This window comes from Pseudomonas sp. FW305-70 (assembly GCF_058783925.1).
Map to the genome: position 1 here is coordinate 87,769 of NZ_JBYSYZ010000012.1, position 14,930 is coordinate 102,698.

13 protein-coding genes are annotated in these 14,930 nt (G+C 58.4%); 8 read left to right on the forward strand and 5 right to left on the reverse strand.

Translation table 11 applies throughout. The features are described from left to right. Positions 1 to 155: 155 nt before the first annotated feature. Entirely contained in the window at positions 156 to 3,026 is a 2,871-nt protein-coding gene (locus tag AC3WN7_RS11975) for an EAL domain-containing protein (protein WP_095964374.1), read from the forward strand. Between the two features lie 60 nt (positions 3,027 to 3,086). On the opposite strand, the gene AC3WN7_RS11980 is transcribed toward AC3WN7_RS11975, so the two are convergent. Next, a complete protein-coding gene (locus AC3WN7_RS11980) occupies positions 3,087 to 3,401 on the reverse strand; it encodes a hypothetical protein (protein ID WP_095964373.1) in 315 nt (104 codons plus the stop codon). A gap of 351 nt (positions 3,402 to 3,752) precedes the next feature. Between AC3WN7_RS11980 and hexR the strand changes: the two genes are divergently transcribed. Together hexR and AC3WN7_RS11990 are read left to right on the forward strand one after the other, a co-directional pair. Next, positions 3,753 to 4,619: a transcriptional regulator HexR gene (gene hexR / locus AC3WN7_RS11985; protein ID WP_007954250.1), complete on the forward strand. Its 867-nt coding sequence runs from the start codon at positions 3,753 to 3,755 to the stop codon at positions 4,617 to 4,619. Between the two features lie 215 nt (positions 4,620 to 4,834). Then, positions 4,835 to 5,044, forward strand: coding sequence for a PA3496 family putative envelope integrity protein (locus AC3WN7_RS11990; RefSeq protein WP_007971698.1), 210 nt, complete (start codon positions 4,835 to 4,837; stop codon positions 5,042 to 5,044). Here AC3WN7_RS11990 and AC3WN7_RS11995 read toward each other — a convergent pair. Then, entirely contained in the window at positions 4,986 to 5,948 is a 963-nt protein-coding gene (locus tag AC3WN7_RS11995) for a LysR family transcriptional regulator (protein WP_007971700.1), read from the reverse strand. The two genes, AC3WN7_RS11990 and AC3WN7_RS11995, sit on opposite strands and share 59 nt — an antisense overlap. A gap of 191 nt (positions 5,949 to 6,139) precedes the next feature. Here AC3WN7_RS11995 and AC3WN7_RS12000 point away from each other — a divergent pair, with 191 nt between their 5' ends. The 4 genes from AC3WN7_RS12000 (at position 6,140) to AC3WN7_RS12015 (ending at position 11,329) form a co-directional block, all read left to right on the forward strand. Next, positions 6,140 to 7,555, forward strand: coding sequence for an acetyl-CoA carboxylase biotin carboxylase subunit (locus AC3WN7_RS12000; RefSeq protein ID WP_007971702.1), 1,416 nt, complete (start codon positions 6,140 to 6,142; stop codon positions 7,553 to 7,555). A gap of 11 nt (positions 7,556 to 7,566) precedes the next feature. Next, positions 7,567 to 9,375, forward strand: a complete 1,809-nt coding sequence (gene oadA, locus AC3WN7_RS12005) for a sodium-extruding oxaloacetate decarboxylase subunit alpha (protein WP_015097410.1) — start codon at positions 7,567 to 7,569, stop codon at positions 9,373 to 9,375. Between the two features lie 326 nt (positions 9,376 to 9,701). After that, entirely contained in the window at positions 9,702 to 11,054 is a 1,353-nt protein-coding gene (locus AC3WN7_RS12010; protein ID WP_095964372.1) for a HipA domain-containing protein, read from the forward strand. Further along, positions 11,051 to 11,329 carry a helix-turn-helix domain-containing protein gene (locus tag AC3WN7_RS12015; RefSeq protein ID WP_095964371.1) on the forward strand — a complete coding sequence of 93 codons (279 nt, stop codon included), beginning with the start codon at positions 11,051 to 11,053 and terminating at the stop codon, positions 11,327 to 11,329. Before AC3WN7_RS12010 ends, AC3WN7_RS12015 begins: the two co-directional genes overlap by 4 nt. Positions 11,330 to 11,487: 158 nt before the next feature. Here AC3WN7_RS12015 and AC3WN7_RS12020 read toward each other — a convergent pair whose 3' ends face one another. Genes AC3WN7_RS12020 through AC3WN7_RS12030 form a run of 3 tightly spaced genes read right to left on the reverse strand, consistent with a single transcriptional unit; the run spans position 11,488 to position 13,257 of the window. Further along, positions 11,488 to 12,159, reverse strand: coding sequence for a GNAT family N-acetyltransferase (locus AC3WN7_RS12020; protein ID WP_095964370.1), 672 nt, complete (start codon positions 12,157 to 12,159; stop codon positions 11,488 to 11,490). A 17-nt stretch (positions 12,160 to 12,176) separates the two neighbouring features. Next, positions 12,177 to 12,623 carry a GNAT family N-acetyltransferase gene (locus tag AC3WN7_RS12025; protein ID WP_095964369.1) on the reverse strand — a complete coding sequence of 149 codons (447 nt, stop codon included), beginning with the start codon at positions 12,621 to 12,623 and terminating at the stop codon, positions 12,177 to 12,179. A 10-nt stretch (positions 12,624 to 12,633) separates the two neighbouring features. Then, complete coding sequence (locus AC3WN7_RS12030) at positions 12,634 to 13,257, reverse strand: FMN-binding negative transcriptional regulator (RefSeq protein ID WP_007971713.1); 624 nt, start codon at positions 13,255 to 13,257, stop codon at positions 12,634 to 12,636. 92 nt (positions 13,258 to 13,349) lie between these two features. Between AC3WN7_RS12030 and pdxR the strand changes: the two genes are divergently transcribed. Then, entirely contained in the window at positions 13,350 to 14,903 is a 1,554-nt protein-coding gene (gene pdxR / locus AC3WN7_RS12035; RefSeq protein ID WP_102673730.1) for a MocR-like pyridoxine biosynthesis transcription factor PdxR, read from the forward strand. Positions 14,904 to 14,930 lie beyond the last annotated feature (27 nt).

The window sequence follows — 14,930 nt, forward strand, 5'->3', positions numbered from 1 at the left end:
TGGCGGGGCGTGCCTTCAGGGTTTTCAGGGAGGGGCGGCGGCTGAAAAATTTGGCGATTTATTGATCAGCAGCAGTTTGGTCCGGGCAATTGCTTGTGTATGCTCCGAGCAGTTTCGGGCCCATGCTCATCATTATAAGAACAAGAACATCGCCTATGACCCTCAGCTTCGACCTGTCGGGCCCCACTGTGGAGCCTCGGGTTATCAGAAAGCAATACGCCATGGAAATGGCGGTCGAACGCACGCGCCTGTTGTATCAGGGCTCGCTGCTGCCCACGTTGTTCATGCTGATCAATGGCCTGGTCTGTGCCGGTTTGCTCTGGAGTCCGCAGCGCTATTTCCTGGTCAGTGTCTGGCTGGTGTGGTTGTTGTCCTTGGTGGCATTGCGGGTGATTCAGGTCGCAGCCTTCGATTCGGCCATCCCCAATCGTCAAGCCCAGCCCATTTGGCGGCGGATGTTTTTGCTGGGCTCCGGCCTCACCGGTCTGACCCTGGCCGGTGCCGGTATTGCCCTGGTTCCCGCCGATAACTTCATTCAGCAAGCCTGGGTCTTCGGCCTCATCGGTGCCGCAGCGCTTTCGGCCAGCGTGGCTTATGCCGTCAGTTTGCCGGCCTTTCTGTCTTTCACCTTGCCCTGCCTGCTACCGGCCATTGCCTATATGTTTTGGGGCGGTGACGAACAGCAGCAGGGCTGGGGCTGGTTCGGGCTGATTCTGCTCGGTGCATTGAGTGTGGTTGCCTGGCAGGTCAATCGATTGATCGATCGGGGCTTGATGCGACGCTTTCAGAATCAGGCATTGATCGAACATCTACAGCAGGCGCAAAGCTGCAGTGATCAGCTCAATCAAAAGCTGGCCAAGGAGATCGAACAGCGTCGACGCGCCGAGAACGAATTGCGAGAGATCCAGGTCGACCTGGAAAACCGCGTCGCTCAGCGCAGCCTGGAGCTGGACGCCGCCAACCAGGCGCTGAGCAAGAGCGAAGCGCGCCTGGCGCTGGCATTGAAGGCCAGCGAGTTGGGGTTGTGGGACTGGAATCTGCAAACCGACGAAGTCCATCACACGCAGATTCAGGAATTGTTCGGCCTGGAGCCGGACCAGGTCACGGCAATCCTGCGTCATCTCAAGCCGCGTCTTCACCCCGAGGACCTTCCAGCGCTGAAAAGGGCACTGGTCGAGCATCTGAAGGGCCGCACCGAGGACTATCAAATCGAGTATCGCGTGCGCCATGGCGATGGCCACTGGGTCTGGATCGAGGACCGTGGGCGGGCGGTCGAGCGTGCCGAGAACGGACGGGTTTTGCGCATGGTCGGCACTCGGCGCGACATCAGCGTCAGCAAAAACCTGGAAGAGCAGCGGCAACTGGCGGCGACCGTATTCGAGGCGGCCAGCGAAGGGATTGTGATTTTCGACCCGAACTATGCCCTGATCGCAATCAATCAAGCCTTCAGTCGGGTGACCGGCTATGCCATCGAAGACATGATCGGACGCAAAGTCGTTGAGTTGCCATGCAGTCGAGATGCGCGTCGGCATTATGCCGCGATCCATCAGGCGCTGGAGCAGCAAGGCAGCTGGCAGGGTGAATTGGTGGAAACCCGCAAGAACGGCGAGATGTATCCGCAATGGCTGCAATTGAATGCCGTGCGCGATAGCCGGGGAAATGTCAGCCATATCGTGGGCTTCTTCGCGGATCTTTCTGCCCGCCGGGAATCCGAAGAGCGTATGCGCTATCTGACCCATTACGACGAACTCACCGGTCTGGCCAATCGCGCGATGTTCCGCGAGCGTCTCAGCGAGGCTCATCAACGAGTACGACAGGGCGGTTATCGCAGCCTGGCTTTGCTGCACATCAATCTCGACCGGTTCAAGCAACTCAACGACAGCCTGGGGCATGAAGTCGCCGACCAGTTGTTGCAGAAAATGGCCCGGCGACTGGTGAATGCATTGCCTGAAGCAGACACCATCGCGCGCCTCTCGGGCGATGAGTTTGCCGTGCTGTTCAACGCCTACGGCAACCTTTCGAGCCTGGCCCGGGTGGCGACTCGTCTGGCGAGCAAGTTGCGTTTGCCGGTGACCATTGACGGGCATGAGCTGGTGGTCAGTGCGTCAATGGGCATCAGTCTGTTGCCGGACAGCGCCCGGGAAATATCGGCACTGGTCAGTCAGTCGAACATGGCGATGCAGCATGCCAAACACCTGGGTGGCGATAATTTCCAGTTTTACACCGACAGCTTGCAAGCCAGCACGCTGGAGCGTTTACAACTGGAAAACCACCTGCGCAAAGCCATCGAAGACAAACAGCTGAAGGTGTTTTACCAACCGAAACTGTGCCTGGCCACTGGCCGGTTGAATGCCGCCGAAGCCTTGGTGCGTTGGGATCATCCGACCATGGGCCGCGTGCCGCCGGGGGATTTCATCGGCCTGGCTGAAGAAACCGGATTGATCGGCCCGATCGGTGAGTTCGTGCTGCGTCAGGCCTGCTGGCAAGCCTGTGAGTGGCAGCGACAGGGGCTTGAGCCGATTCGGGTGTCGGTCAACTTGTCGGTGCATCAATTGCGCCAGGGCAAGCTGGTCAGTCTGGTGCGACAGGTGCTGGAAGAGACCGGGTTGGCACCGCACTACCTGGAGCTGGAGCTTACCGAAAGCCAGTTGCTGGACAGCGTCGAGCACATCATCGCAACCTTCCAGCAGTTACGTGATCTGGGCGTGAAGCTGGCGATCGATGATTTTGGCACCGGGTATTCGTCTTTGAGTTATCTCAAACGCATTCCGGTGGACTACGTGAAGATCGACCAGGCGTTTATCCGCGGACTGGGCGAGGGCACCGAAGATGCCGCGATTACACGGGCGATCATTGCCATGGCCCATGGCTTGTCGTTGAAGGTTGTCGCGGAAGGGGTGGAGCACCAGGAGCAGCTTGAGTTTCTCAAGGCTGAGCGCTGCGATGAGGTGCAAGGTTATCTGATCAGTCGGCCGGTCGAGGCGCAGGTTCTGGCCGTTCTGCTGCGAGAGAATGGTGTGGATTGACCGAAATGGCTTCCCGTCAGGCCATGGCGGTCTGACGGGAAGTTTGCAGCGGGTAATTCTTTAATCGGTGATCAGTACTTTATCAATATGGTGAAGTAACTTTCCTGCGAAAAAAATACTGACGCCGGTGACACTGGAAGGCCCCATTTTTTTATATTCGACAAACTTGTCTGTCAGGACTTGCAATGCAATTTCGTGGGTTGTTTCAAGTTCCAGGTCGAGTCGCAAATCAAAAGACTTGTCCTGGATTTCGCTCAATACCAGCCTCGGCGTAATGCCAGAGTTTGGAACGGTTACCGTGCCAAAGGCATGGAAGGAAGCCGCGCCGGGCATGCGGTCAATTTGGGCGACCCAATTTTTAGTTGTAATGGTCATTGTGTGTAACTCCTGTAATTAAGATAATTGCGTCCTGCCTGTTTAATATATCCCTCTCTGTTTGGTTGGTGGATAGCGATACTTAACTTGTTTGTAAGTTGATGTGGGCTGTACGTTTTTGGTGAGTAACCAGTACTGACGTTTGTAAGAAAGGCAAATTTTAGCCGCAGCGCCAAGTGGCGGGCATTGATAAGCAACGGGAAAGCTCGCAAATGAGCGCTACATGGAGCACGCGTGCCTGAATGCCGAGGGATGTGGTTACGCATTGAGCAGGCAAAAAGCCGATTCATGTAGTATAACTACAAGCGTGCTACATCCCCGGCACCTGCCAATAACAAAGAGTCCAGCCCTTTGAATCTGCTGCAACACATCGCCCAGTCTCGTCACCTGTTACGCAAGTCGGAGCTCAAGGTCGCCGACCACGTGCTGCTTGATCCTGCGGCCGTGATGCACAGCTCCATGGCCGACCTTGCCCACAGCGTGGGCATCAGTGAACCGACCATCGTGCGTTTTTGCCGTGCCATCGGCTGTTCCGGCTTTCAGGACCTGAAGCTGAAGCTGGCCCAGAGCCTGGCGGCCGGTGCGAGTTTTGGCCAGTTTGCGATCCACGAAGACGACTCGGTCGCCGACTACAGCCTGAAAATCTTCGACACCACCCTGCATACCCTGATGGAAGTTCGCGAGAAACTCGATCCGCTGGAGTTGCAGAGGGCCGTGACGCTGATGTCCCAGGCCCAGCGCGTCGAGTTCTATGGTTTTGGCGCCTCGGGTGCGGTCGCGGCGGATGCGCAGCACAAATTCTTCCGGTTGCTGCTTACTGCAGCGGCGTACTCCGACCCGCACATGCAGGCGATGTCGGCCGTGACGCTCAAGCCGACCGACGTGGCGATCTGCATTTCCCAGTCCGGGCGTTCCAAGGACCTGCTGATCACCGCCAACCTGGTGCGCGAAAGCGGCGCTTCGTTGATCACTTTGTGTCCGAGCCAGACGCCATTGGCCGAGTTGTCGACAGTCAACCTGGCAATCGATGTGCACGAGGACACTGAAATCTACACGCCGCTGACCTCGCGTATCGCCCACCTGGTGGTGATCGATGTGTTGGCGATGGGCGTGGCCATGGCCCGCGGACCGAGCCTGGTCAATCACCTCAAGAGCGTTAAACGCAGTTTGCGCAGTTTGCGGTTGTCACCCAAGTCGGTAAAAGCGCTGGACGACTGACTTCAAGGCCGGCGCGGACCCCTGTGGCGAGGGAGCTTGCTCCCGCTGGGTCGCGAAGCGGCCCCAGAATTGTGCGACTGCTGCGCAGCCGAACGGGAGCAAGCTCCCTCGCCACAGGACCAAACAACATTCATCGGTCTGTAACACCCGAGCCGCCAAACCGTCATCCCTCGCGCCTATCTTGAAACTCCCGTACTCGCCTTGGGAGACTCGAAATGGCCATGCCCTACGAAGAACGCAACAGCGCTGTCAAAACCCGTCGTCAGCAGGAAGACCAGCGCCGCATGGAATTCCGTCGCGCTATCGAAGATCGCTGCGAACGCCGTCAGCTTCTGGCCGAAATTGGCGATTTTCCAGAGTTGGAACTCAACTTCTGGCAGGCATCTCCCTCGACTTCCCGTCGAAACGCTCAACCAGCGCGCTGATCTGGATCCGTTCACTGCGGATAAACGCCAGGAAGGCGTGAGCTACCGGTGACAGGCGTTTCGCCTTGGCCTGCACCAGGCACCAACTGCGGAACAGTGGCAGCTCTTCGATGGGTAGCTCGATCAACCCACCGGTTGCCAATTCAAGGTTCAGGGCGTGGCGCGTCAACAGCGCAACGCCCAGGCCTGCCAGTACACATTCTCGCTGAGCTTCGGCAGACGAGACTTCCTGAGTCTGGTTGAAGTGCACACGCTTCTCCTTGAAGTATTCTTCGCACGCCAGCCGCGTCCCGGAGCCTGGCTCACGCAGCAACAGTGTGTAGGGCTCGAGATCCTGCAAGCGCAGCGGCCCCATGTGACACAGCGGGTGATCCGGTGGCGCCACGGCGACGATCGGGTTGTTCAGGAACGGCAGGAACTCCAGGCCCATGTCCTGAGGCACCATGGACATGATCACCAGGTCGTCGCGGTTGTCCGACAGACGCCGAATCACCTGGCCGCGATTGACCACCGTCAGTTGCAGGTTCACCTCCGGATGCTGGCGTTTGAATGCGGCAAACAGATGCGGCACGAAATATTTGGCGCTGGATTCAACCGCCAGTTTCAGTTGCCCCTGCAACGAGCCCTGCATGTCCGACAGCTGCATGTCGAGGTTTTCCAGGCGTCCGAAAATATCCCGGCTGGCTCGCTGTAACGCTTCAGCGGCTTCGGTCATGTAGAGCTTTTTGCCGACGTAATCGAACAACGGCTGGCCAATCAGCTCTTCGAGCTGACGAATCTGCAGGCTGACAGCAGGTTGTGTGAGCGACATTTCGTCGGCCGCGCGGCTGTAAGAGCGCAAATCACAGACCTCATTGAAGATCTGCAATTGCCGCAAAGTCATACGCATCAATGACTTACGCATTATCCGGTCACTCTGGTCGCTGGCTGGTGAATCAACTATAAGTCTTTACTTATGCGCGACCCAATTATTATTCATTTTTGTTAATCCCTTGTGGGCGCTAGTGTGGACCTGCGACCAAATTGAAACATTTGGTCACGCGTCGACCTGGGTCTAGCAGGTCGTGGGTACCACCGGCTCAAGGGAAACTCCAAGTGATAACAAAGATCCTGATCGCCAACCGTGGTGAGATTGCCGTACGAATCGTACGTGCCTGTGCCGAAATGGGCATTCGCTCGGTCGCGATCTATTCCGACGCTGACCGCCATGCCTTGCATGTGAAGCGTGCGGACGAGGCCCATAGCATCGGTGCCGAACCGCTGGCCGGATACCTGAACCCGCGCAAGCTGGTGAACCTGGCTGTGGAAACCGGCTGCGATGCGTTGCACCCCGGTTATGGCTTCCTTTCGGAAAACGCCGAACTGGCGGAAATCTGCGCTGAGCGCGGGATCAAATTCATCGGTCCATCGGCTGAAGTCATTCGCCGCATGGGCGACAAGACCGAAGCGCGCCGCAGCATGATCAAGGCCGGCGTGCCGGTCACTCCAGGCACCGAAGGCAACGTGTCGGGCATCGAAGAAGCCCTGACCGAAGGCGATCGCATTGGTTATCCGGTGATGCTCAAGGCCACATCCGGTGGTGGTGGTCGCGGTATTCGTCGCTGCAACAGCCGTGAAGAACTCGAACAGGCTTTCCCTCGGGTCATTTCCGAAGCCACCAAGGCATTCGGTTCGGCGGAAGTGTTCCTGGAAAAATGCATCGTCAATCCCAAGCATATCGAAGCGCAGATCCTTGGCGACAGCTTCGGCAATGTGGTGCACCTGTTCGAGCGTGACTGCTCGATCCAGCGCCGCAACCAGAAGCTGATCGAGATCGCCCCGAGCCCGCAACTGACCCCGGAACAGCGCGCCTACATCGGCGACCTGTCGGTGCGTGCAGCCAAGGCCGTGGGCTACGAGAACGCCGGCACCGTGGAGTTCCTGCTCGCCGAGGGCGAGGTGTACTTCATGGAGATGAACACCCGGGTGCAGGTGGAACACACCATCACCGAAGAAATCACTGGCATCGACATTGTCCGCGAGCAGATTCGCATTGCCTCCGGCTTGCCGCTGTCGGTGAAACAGGAAGACATCCAGCACCGTGGTTTCGCCCTGCAATTCCGGATCAACGCCGAAGACCCGAAGAACAACTTCCTGCCGAGCTTCGGCAAGATCACCCGTTACTACGCACCCGGCGGTCCCGGCGTGCGTACCGACACGGCGATCTACACCGGCTACACCATTCCGCCGTTCTACGACTCCATGTGCCTGAAACTGGTGGTGTGGGCGCTGACCTGGGAAGAGGCGATGGACCGTGGTCTGCGCGCCCTCGATGACATGCGTCTGCAAGGGGTCAAGACCACTGCCGCGTACTACCAGGAAATTCTGCGTAACCCGGAATTCCGTAGCGGCCAGTTCAATACCAGCTTCGTTGAAAGCCACCCTGAACTGACCAACTACTCGATCAAGCGCAAACCCGAAGAGCTGGCCCTGGCCATCGCCGCCGCCATCGCCGCCCACGCAGGCCTGTGAGGAATAGAACAATGAGCAAACAAATCCACGTTACCGACACGATCCTGCGCGACGCCCACCAATCGCTGCTCGCCACCCGCATGCGCACCGAAGACATGCTGCCGATCTGCGACAAGCTCGACAAAGTCGGCTACTGGTCGCTGGAGTGCTGGGGCGGCGCAACGTTCGACGCCTGCGTACGTTTCCTGAAGGAAGACCCGTGGGAGCGTCTGCGCCAACTGCGCGCCGCGCTGCCTAACACCCGCCTGCAAATGCTCCTGCGCGGCCAGAACCTGCTGGGCTACCGCCACTACAGCGACGACGTGGTCAAAGCCTTCGTCGCCAAGGCCGCGGTCAACGGCATCGACGTGTTCCGTATCTTCGACGCCATGAACGACGTGCGTAACCTGCGCGTGGCCATCGAAGCGGTGAAAGCCGCCGGCAAACACGCCCAGGGCACCATTGCCTACACCACCAGCCCGGTGCACACCATCGAGGCCTTCGTGAACCAGGCCAAGCAAATGGAAGCCATGGGTTGCGACTCGGTGGCGATCAAGGACATGGCCGGTTTGCTGACCCCATACGCCACTGGCGAACTGGTCAAGGCTCTGAAAGCCGAGCAATCGCTGCCCGTGTTCATCCACTCCCACGACACCGCTGGCCTGGCTGCAATGTGCCAGATGAAGGCTATCGAAAACGGCGCTGACCACATCGACACCGCGATCTCCAGCTTCGCCTGGGGCACCAGCCACCCGGGCACCGAGTCGATGGTCGCGGCCCTCAAGGGCAGCGAGTTCGACACCGGCCTGAACCTGGAACTGCTGCAAGAGATCGGCCTGTACTTCTACGCCGTGCGCAAGAAGTACCACCAGTTCGAAAGCGAATTCACCGCCGTCGACACCCGTGTGCAAGTCAACCAGGTGCCGGGCGGGATGATTTCCAACCTGGCCAACCAGTTGAAAGAGCAGGGCGCGCTGAATCGCATGAGCGAAGTGCTGGCCGAAATCCCGCGCGTTCGCGAAGACCTCGGCTTCCCGCCACTGGTGACCCCGACCTCGCAGATCGTCGGCACCCAGGCGTTCTTCAACGTGCTGGCCGGCGAGCGCTACAAGACCATCACCAACGAAGTGAAGCTGTACCTGCAAGGCGGCTACGGCAAGGCGCCGGGCACCGTCAACGAACAACTGCGTCGCCAGGCCATCGGCAGCGAAGAAGTGATCGACGTGCGTCCAGCCGATCTGCTCAAGCCGGAAATGGCCAAGCTGCGCGCCGATATCGGTGCTCTGGCCAAGTCTGAAGAAGACGTGCTGACCTTCGCCATGTTCCCGGACATCGGTCGCAAGTTCCTCGAAGAGCGCGCGGCCGGAACCCTGACACCTGAAGTGCTGTTGCCGATTCCGGAAGCCGGCAAGGTGGCTTCGGCGGGCGGTGAAGGCGTACCGACCGAGTTCGTCATCGACGTTCACGGCGAAACCTACCGCGTCGACATCACCGGTGTTGGCGTCAAGGCTGAAGGCAAGCGTCACTTCTACCTGTCCATCGACGGCATGCCGGAAGAAGTGGTGTTCGAGCCGCTCAACGAATTCGTCGGCGGCGGTAGCAGCAAGCGCAAGCAAGCCACCGCACCAGGCCATGTCAGCACCACCATGCCGGGCAACATCGTCGACGTACTGGTCAAGGAGGGTGACACCGTCAAGGCGGGCCAGGCTGTGCTGATCACCGAAGCGATGAAGATGGAAACCGAAGTCCAGGCGGCCATCGCCGGTAAAGTCACCGCCATTCACGTGGCCAAGGGCGACCGGGTGAACCCGGGCGAGATCCTGATCGAGATCGAAGGCTGAGTTAACAGCCTCGATACAACGCTTTAAACCTCGGGGGGGCATGTGCTCCCCTTTTTTTATGCTCTGGATTTGGCGATCAGACGCTCATCCCCTGTTGTCGCGACCGACTTTTCCGGCATCGTCCGTAAGGCAATTTCTGGTTTTGTGGCTTTCGAACTATTGGTTCGGCGTGATCTGCATTATTTTGCGTTTTTTTACCACGCAAGTGGTTTGATCTGCATTTTAATACACATAGCCACTGTGCCTGCGCTCTTCGTGTGCACTATATTGCATTAATCGCGATAATCAGCCATGAGAATATGCATTTAAATGCAGGTGGTGACGACATGTACGATCTGACTCTACAGATCTATTGGGCAGGAAACTGGCACGACGCCATGATTTTGAGCTTCGACAGCCCTGAAAAAGGCTTCGAAAGTCGCTGCAATTTTGGCTACCAGCAAACGTATCTTTTTGAAAATTACGAAGATATTGGAACTCCGTTCGCCAAGGCAGTGAGCGCGAGATTCCCTTTGGATTGGGATGGCAGACGATCCAATGCGCCAGCATTTTTACATGATGTTGCACCCGCAGGTGCAGCCAAAAGGTTCCTTTTGGCGCATATAGGCAAAGACAAGCCCGCGGACGTAAGTGCAGACCTTTATCTGCTGGCCAGAAGCACACCGGCGCCGATTGGAAATATGCGGGTCAAGGCGTCTGCCGAAGCAGTGGATCAGCGTGAGCCGATTGGTTTTGAGCGCCAGGACGTCATAAGTCGCAATAATCGATTTCTTGAGTATGCCTATGAGCAGGGGGCTGCCATTGGTGGCGCAACAGGTGCAGGTGGCGAGGCTCCGAAGCTTTTGTTGGCTCAGAACAAGGCGGGGCTACTGTACCCGGATGCAGTACTTGGGGATGCCGACGTCACTCAACATTGGTTTGTGAAGTTCGCCCGCAACAAGGGGCTGGAAACTGATCAGGTAATCCTCAGAAGCGAGTATCACTACTACAGGGCGCTCCAGAGTCTGGGGATTGAGACTGTGGCCGTCGAGGGGCTTGCACTGGAAGAAGCAACCAAACCCAGCTTGTGGATGCAGCGTTTTGACCGCCAAGTGACCGACCAAGGCGTCGAGCGCTTTGCCGTGGAGTCAATTTACTCGCTGGCAAACATTACGACGCCGGGTAGTGCTTTGGACCACATGGACGTTATCCGCTTGTTGGCAGGACTATGGCGTGAGGCGGGGCAGGCGGATCAAATCCCGGATCTCGTTGCCGATTATCTTCGTCGGGATCTGATCAACAAAATCCTCGGCAACTCGGATAACCACGGACGCAATACCGCAATCATCCGAGATGACGCCTCGTTTCGCCTTGCACCCATTTATGATTTAGCGCCCATGGTGATGGACGACGAAGGTGTGACACGGACCACCAAGTGGCCAAAAGATCTGGAGAGAGCGGGTGACGTTGATTGGCGCGGGGTGTGCCGTACATTGGCCGACATCGCTGACCCGGATGATCCATTGGCCGCTTTGAGTGACGTGCAGGATCTATTTGAGCGCCTGCGTGAAGATGCAAATCGTCTGATGGCGCTCCCCGATATTCTCTCGGCCAGCGGTCTGCCTGGACAGACAATGAATCACCCACAAATTGCATTAAAAAATCTGGAGCAACGTTTGAAAGAGTGGGGCTTGAAATGAGCATGACCGTTGCTGAGCGCACAGTGCTCATAGAAAGCATTCAAGAGGCTTTAGCTCAGGGCACTCTTGAAATTGGCGAAGCGGTTCGACGGTTGCGAGTCGAAGTCACCGGCCTGCACCAGACCCAATTCGCCAAAATGTGCAGAATCTCGGTGCGCACGCTGGTGCACATTGAACATGGAGAAGGGAATCAGACACTGAAGTCTTTGAACGCAGTGTTCCGTCCGTTTGGACTGAAAATGGGTGTGGTGCGGATTCGACGGGATATCAGCTGAAACTGCTCCTATCGTACGTCCTGATTCGGCTTTATAACGCGGCATATTGAAGATCAAAGGATCGCAGCCTTCGGCAGCTCCTACAGGATATACACCGACCCTGTAGGAGCTGCCGAAGGCTCGCTCCGCGCTCGGGCGATCTTTTGCTTTTGATGCTTTTAGCCGCGGCACTCAACGAGGCTTTTCAACTGCCTCGACCCCGTCTGGTTCTCATCACTCAACCACTTCTCGAACCCGGCCCCAATCGCCGGCCATTCCGAATCCAGGATCGAGTACCACGCCGTATCGCGGTTCTGCCCCTTGACCACCATGTGCTGGCGAAACACACCCTCAAAACTGAAACCCAAACGCTCGGCCGCATATTTGGAGCGGGCGTTGGCGTTGTTGCATTTCCATTCCAGGCGACGGTAGCCGAGGGCGAAGGATTCCTTGGCCAGCAGGTAAACCGCCTCGGTGCTTTTCGGCGAGCGCTGCATCGGCGCGCCGAAGGTGACGTGGCCGATTTCGATGCGGCCCTGGGCCGGAACGATGGACATCAGGCTGAGGATGCCCTGGACCTCGCCGCTGGCGCGATCGATCACGCTGAAGAAGTACGGGTCGCTATTGGCCGCGTGGTTGTTCAGCCAGTCGTTGAAGACACTGCGCTCCGGGAAGGGGCCGTATGGCAGATAGTCCCAAAGTTTCGGGTCGGCGCCCGGGCCTTGCAGGGCTTTGAACAGGTCGTCGCCGTGGCGCGCCGGGTCGAGTTTTTCCAGGCGGATGAAGCGTCCTTCGATCAGTTGTGTCGTGGGGGCCGGGACGCCTTTCCAGTTGGCGAGTGAAGTCGACATGTTGTTCTCCTTGAACCTTAAATGGCTTTGCGAAACTGGATGAAACCGGGGCGTTCTGCAAGGTGCTCGTAGAGCTGGATCGCGGTGGCGTTGGTTTCGTGGGTCAGCCAGTGCACCTTGTTGCAGCCGTCGGCCTTGGCCGTGGTGTAGACGAACTCGATCAGTTGCCGGCCGACGCCGGTGCCTCGGGTTTCCGGGACCACCAGCAAGTCTTGCAGGTAGCAGGCGTTTTCGATGGCCCAGTTCGAACGATGGTAGATGAAGTGCACCATGCCCACGGCTTTATTGTCAGCCCAGGCGAGGGCGGCGTGGGTCGGTTCGTTCGGGTCGAGCATGCGCTGCCAGGTGCTGTGAGTGACGGCCTCCGGCAATTCGGTTTTATAGAAGCGCAGGTAGGCTTGCCACAGCGGCAACCAGGCCGCGTGATCACCGGCGGTGACTTGGCGAATGTCGATTTGACTCATGGTGATTTCCTTAGCGCATCAATTGGGCGAGGGTCTGGTCGTTGACGTCGGGGCTGGCGGCCAGGCCTTCGCGTACGCCGGCGATGTCGGCGGGGCTGCGGTTCTGGCTGAGCTTGCGCTTGCCTTCCAGACGGTCGATGGGAATGGCGAAACCGACGATGGCCTTGAGCATGCCGTCGATGTAATCGGCGGGGGCATCGGCCACTGACCACGGTTGGGCGCGGCCAGCTTCATGACGGTCGGTGAGGGTGCTGACGATGTCGAGCAGCCGCCCGCCATCGCTAAAGGTTTCGGCTCGGCCATAGGCGTGTACGGCGACGTAGTTCCAGGTTGGCACGACTTTGCCGTGTTCGGCCTTGCTCGGGTAGAAGCCGGGGCTGACGTAGGCATCGGCACCGGCAAAAATCAGCAGGGCTTCGGCACCGTCGCGCAGGTCTTTCCACTGTGGATTGGCTTTGGCCAGATGCCCGTACAACGTGCCGTTCAAGCCTTGTTCGCAATGCAGCAGCACCGGCACATGACTGGCTTGCAGGCCGCTTTCGCCGTGGGTCACCAATATGGCGAGACGGGTGGCGAGAATCAGTTCATGCAGTTGGGACAACTCGTCGATGGCAAAAGCGCGCGGCGTATACATGGAGATATTTTCCTTGGCGAATGCCTTCATCCTAGGCAGGCTATTGGTCTGTTGTAAGAGCCATTAATGACCAATTTCATAGGTCCATTGTCATGACGGATGCGCCGCTTTCCCTGTCGTTCAACCCGGCCGGTATCGAACTCGACCGTCGCCAGGGGTTGAGTCGACAGCTCTATCAGGCCTTGCGCCTGCGCGTCCTCGACGGACGATTGGCCAGTGGAACGCGTCTGCCGGCCAGTCGTGACCTGGCCGCAGCGCTGGCTATTTCCCGCAACAGCGTGGTGCGTGCCTACGATCAGTTGTACGCCGAAGGCTTCATTGAGGGGCGAGTCGGGGACGGCACTTATGTCGCGCAACTGCCTCAGGCGGCGTTGCCGGAAAAAAAACTATCCACAAAAATATCCACAGGCTTTTCAACAGGGTTATCAACAGCCTTATCCACAAATTGGCTCGATTTGCCTGTGGATCCATCCAGCAAAGTTATCCACACCGATCCGTTGGCACGGCTAAAAAACAACCATTTACCCAGTCCGCCGAGCGGTCCGCCGCGGGCATTTCGGGTCGGTGTTCCGGCGTTCGATCTGTTTCCATTCGAGGTCTGGGCCAAGCTGAACGCGGCTTTCTGGCGCAAACCGGATTTGCAGCAGCTGTGTTATGGCGACCCGGCTGGCGATGCGCGCTTGCGCGGGATGATTGCTGCGTATTTGCGCAGTTCCCGTGGCATGCAGTGCACGGCTGAACAAATTGTGATCACCAGTGGTGCGCAGCAGGGGATCAGCCTTTGTGCACAGCTGTTGGTGGAGTCCGGTGATGGGGTGGCGATTGAAAACCCCGGGTATCGGGCGGCCGGTCATGCGTTCGCCGTGGCAGGTGCGAGATTGCATGGGGTGGCGGTGGATGGCGAGGGCATCGACTGCGCTGAACTGGCACAGCTGCGTGATTGCCGTTTGACCTACGTCACCCCGTCCCATCAGTACCCCACCGGGGTGGTGATGAGCCTGGCTCGCCGCCTGGAGTTGTTGGCCTGGGCCGAACGCACCCAGGGCTGGATCGTCGAGGATGACTACGACGGCGAGTACCGTTACAGCGGTGCGCCACTGGCGCCTCTGGCGGCACTGGATCGGCAAGGCCGGGTGCTCTACGTCGGCACGTTCGGCAAAGTGGCGTTTCCGGCGTTGCGCCTGGGTTACCTGGTGTTACCGACAGGGCTGGTGCAGGCTTTTGCCCAACGCCGTGCCGTGGACGTACGCCATTCCGAGGTCAGTACCCAGGCGGTGATGGCCGAGTTCATGGCGGCCGGGCATTTCCAGCGACATATCCGCCGCATGCGCCGTGCGGCGTTGAGTCGCCGTAACACATTGCTCAATGGCTGGCCGGCGGAGATTCCCGGCGTCGGAACATTACCCAGCGTCGCCGCCGGGCTGCACATGACCGTCCCTGTCGATAGCGTTGCGCGCGAACGTGAATTGATCGAGTTGGCGCAAAGTGTCGATGTCGAGATCAACGGCTTGAGCAGTTATTGGCTGCCCGACTCCACGACGCCGATGGATCAGCGAGCGGGGCTGGTGCTGGGCTTCGCCGCCGTGCCCGAAAAGGCGATCGAGTCAGCGCTGGAGCGATTGCGGGCGGTGTGGCGTGCTGGCTGAAGCACGGGTAAAAAAAGACCTGCGTAA

Bases quoted from the DNA above. Each gene is read 5' to 3' on its own strand.
- pdxR (WP_102673730.1), top strand. From the start codon at position 13,350: ATGACGGATGCGCCGCTTTCCCTGTCGTTCAACCCGGCCGGTATCGAA.
- oadA (WP_015097410.1), top strand. From the start codon at position 7,567: ATGAGCAAACAAATCCACGTTACCGACACGATCCTGCGCGACGCCCAC.
- AC3WN7_RS11990 (WP_007971698.1), top strand. From the start codon at position 4,835: ATGGCCATGCCCTACGAAGAACGCAACAGCGCTGTCAAAACCCGTCGT.
- AC3WN7_RS12020 (WP_095964370.1), bottom strand. From the start codon at position 12,159: ATGTCGACTTCACTCGCCAACTGGAAAGGCGTCCCGGCCCCCACGACA.
- AC3WN7_RS12015 (WP_095964371.1), top strand. From the start codon at position 11,051: ATGAGCATGACCGTTGCTGAGCGCACAGTGCTCATAGAAAGCATTCAA.
- AC3WN7_RS12030 (WP_007971713.1), bottom strand. From the start codon at position 13,257: ATGTATACGCCGCGCGCTTTTGCCATCGACGAGTTGTCCCAACTGCAT.
- AC3WN7_RS11975 (WP_095964374.1), top strand. From the start codon at position 156: ATGACCCTCAGCTTCGACCTGTCGGGCCCCACTGTGGAGCCTCGGGTT.
- AC3WN7_RS12010 (WP_095964372.1), top strand. From the start codon at position 9,702: ATGTACGATCTGACTCTACAGATCTATTGGGCAGGAAACTGGCACGAC.
- AC3WN7_RS12025 (WP_095964369.1), bottom strand. From the start codon at position 12,623: ATGAGTCAAATCGACATTCGCCAAGTCACCGCCGGTGATCACGCGGCC.
- AC3WN7_RS11980 (WP_095964373.1), bottom strand. From the start codon at position 3,401: ATGACCATTACAACTAAAAATTGGGTCGCCCAAATTGACCGCATGCCC.
- AC3WN7_RS11995 (WP_007971700.1), bottom strand. From the start codon at position 5,948: ATGCGTAAGTCATTGATGCGTATGACTTTGCGGCAATTGCAGATCTTC.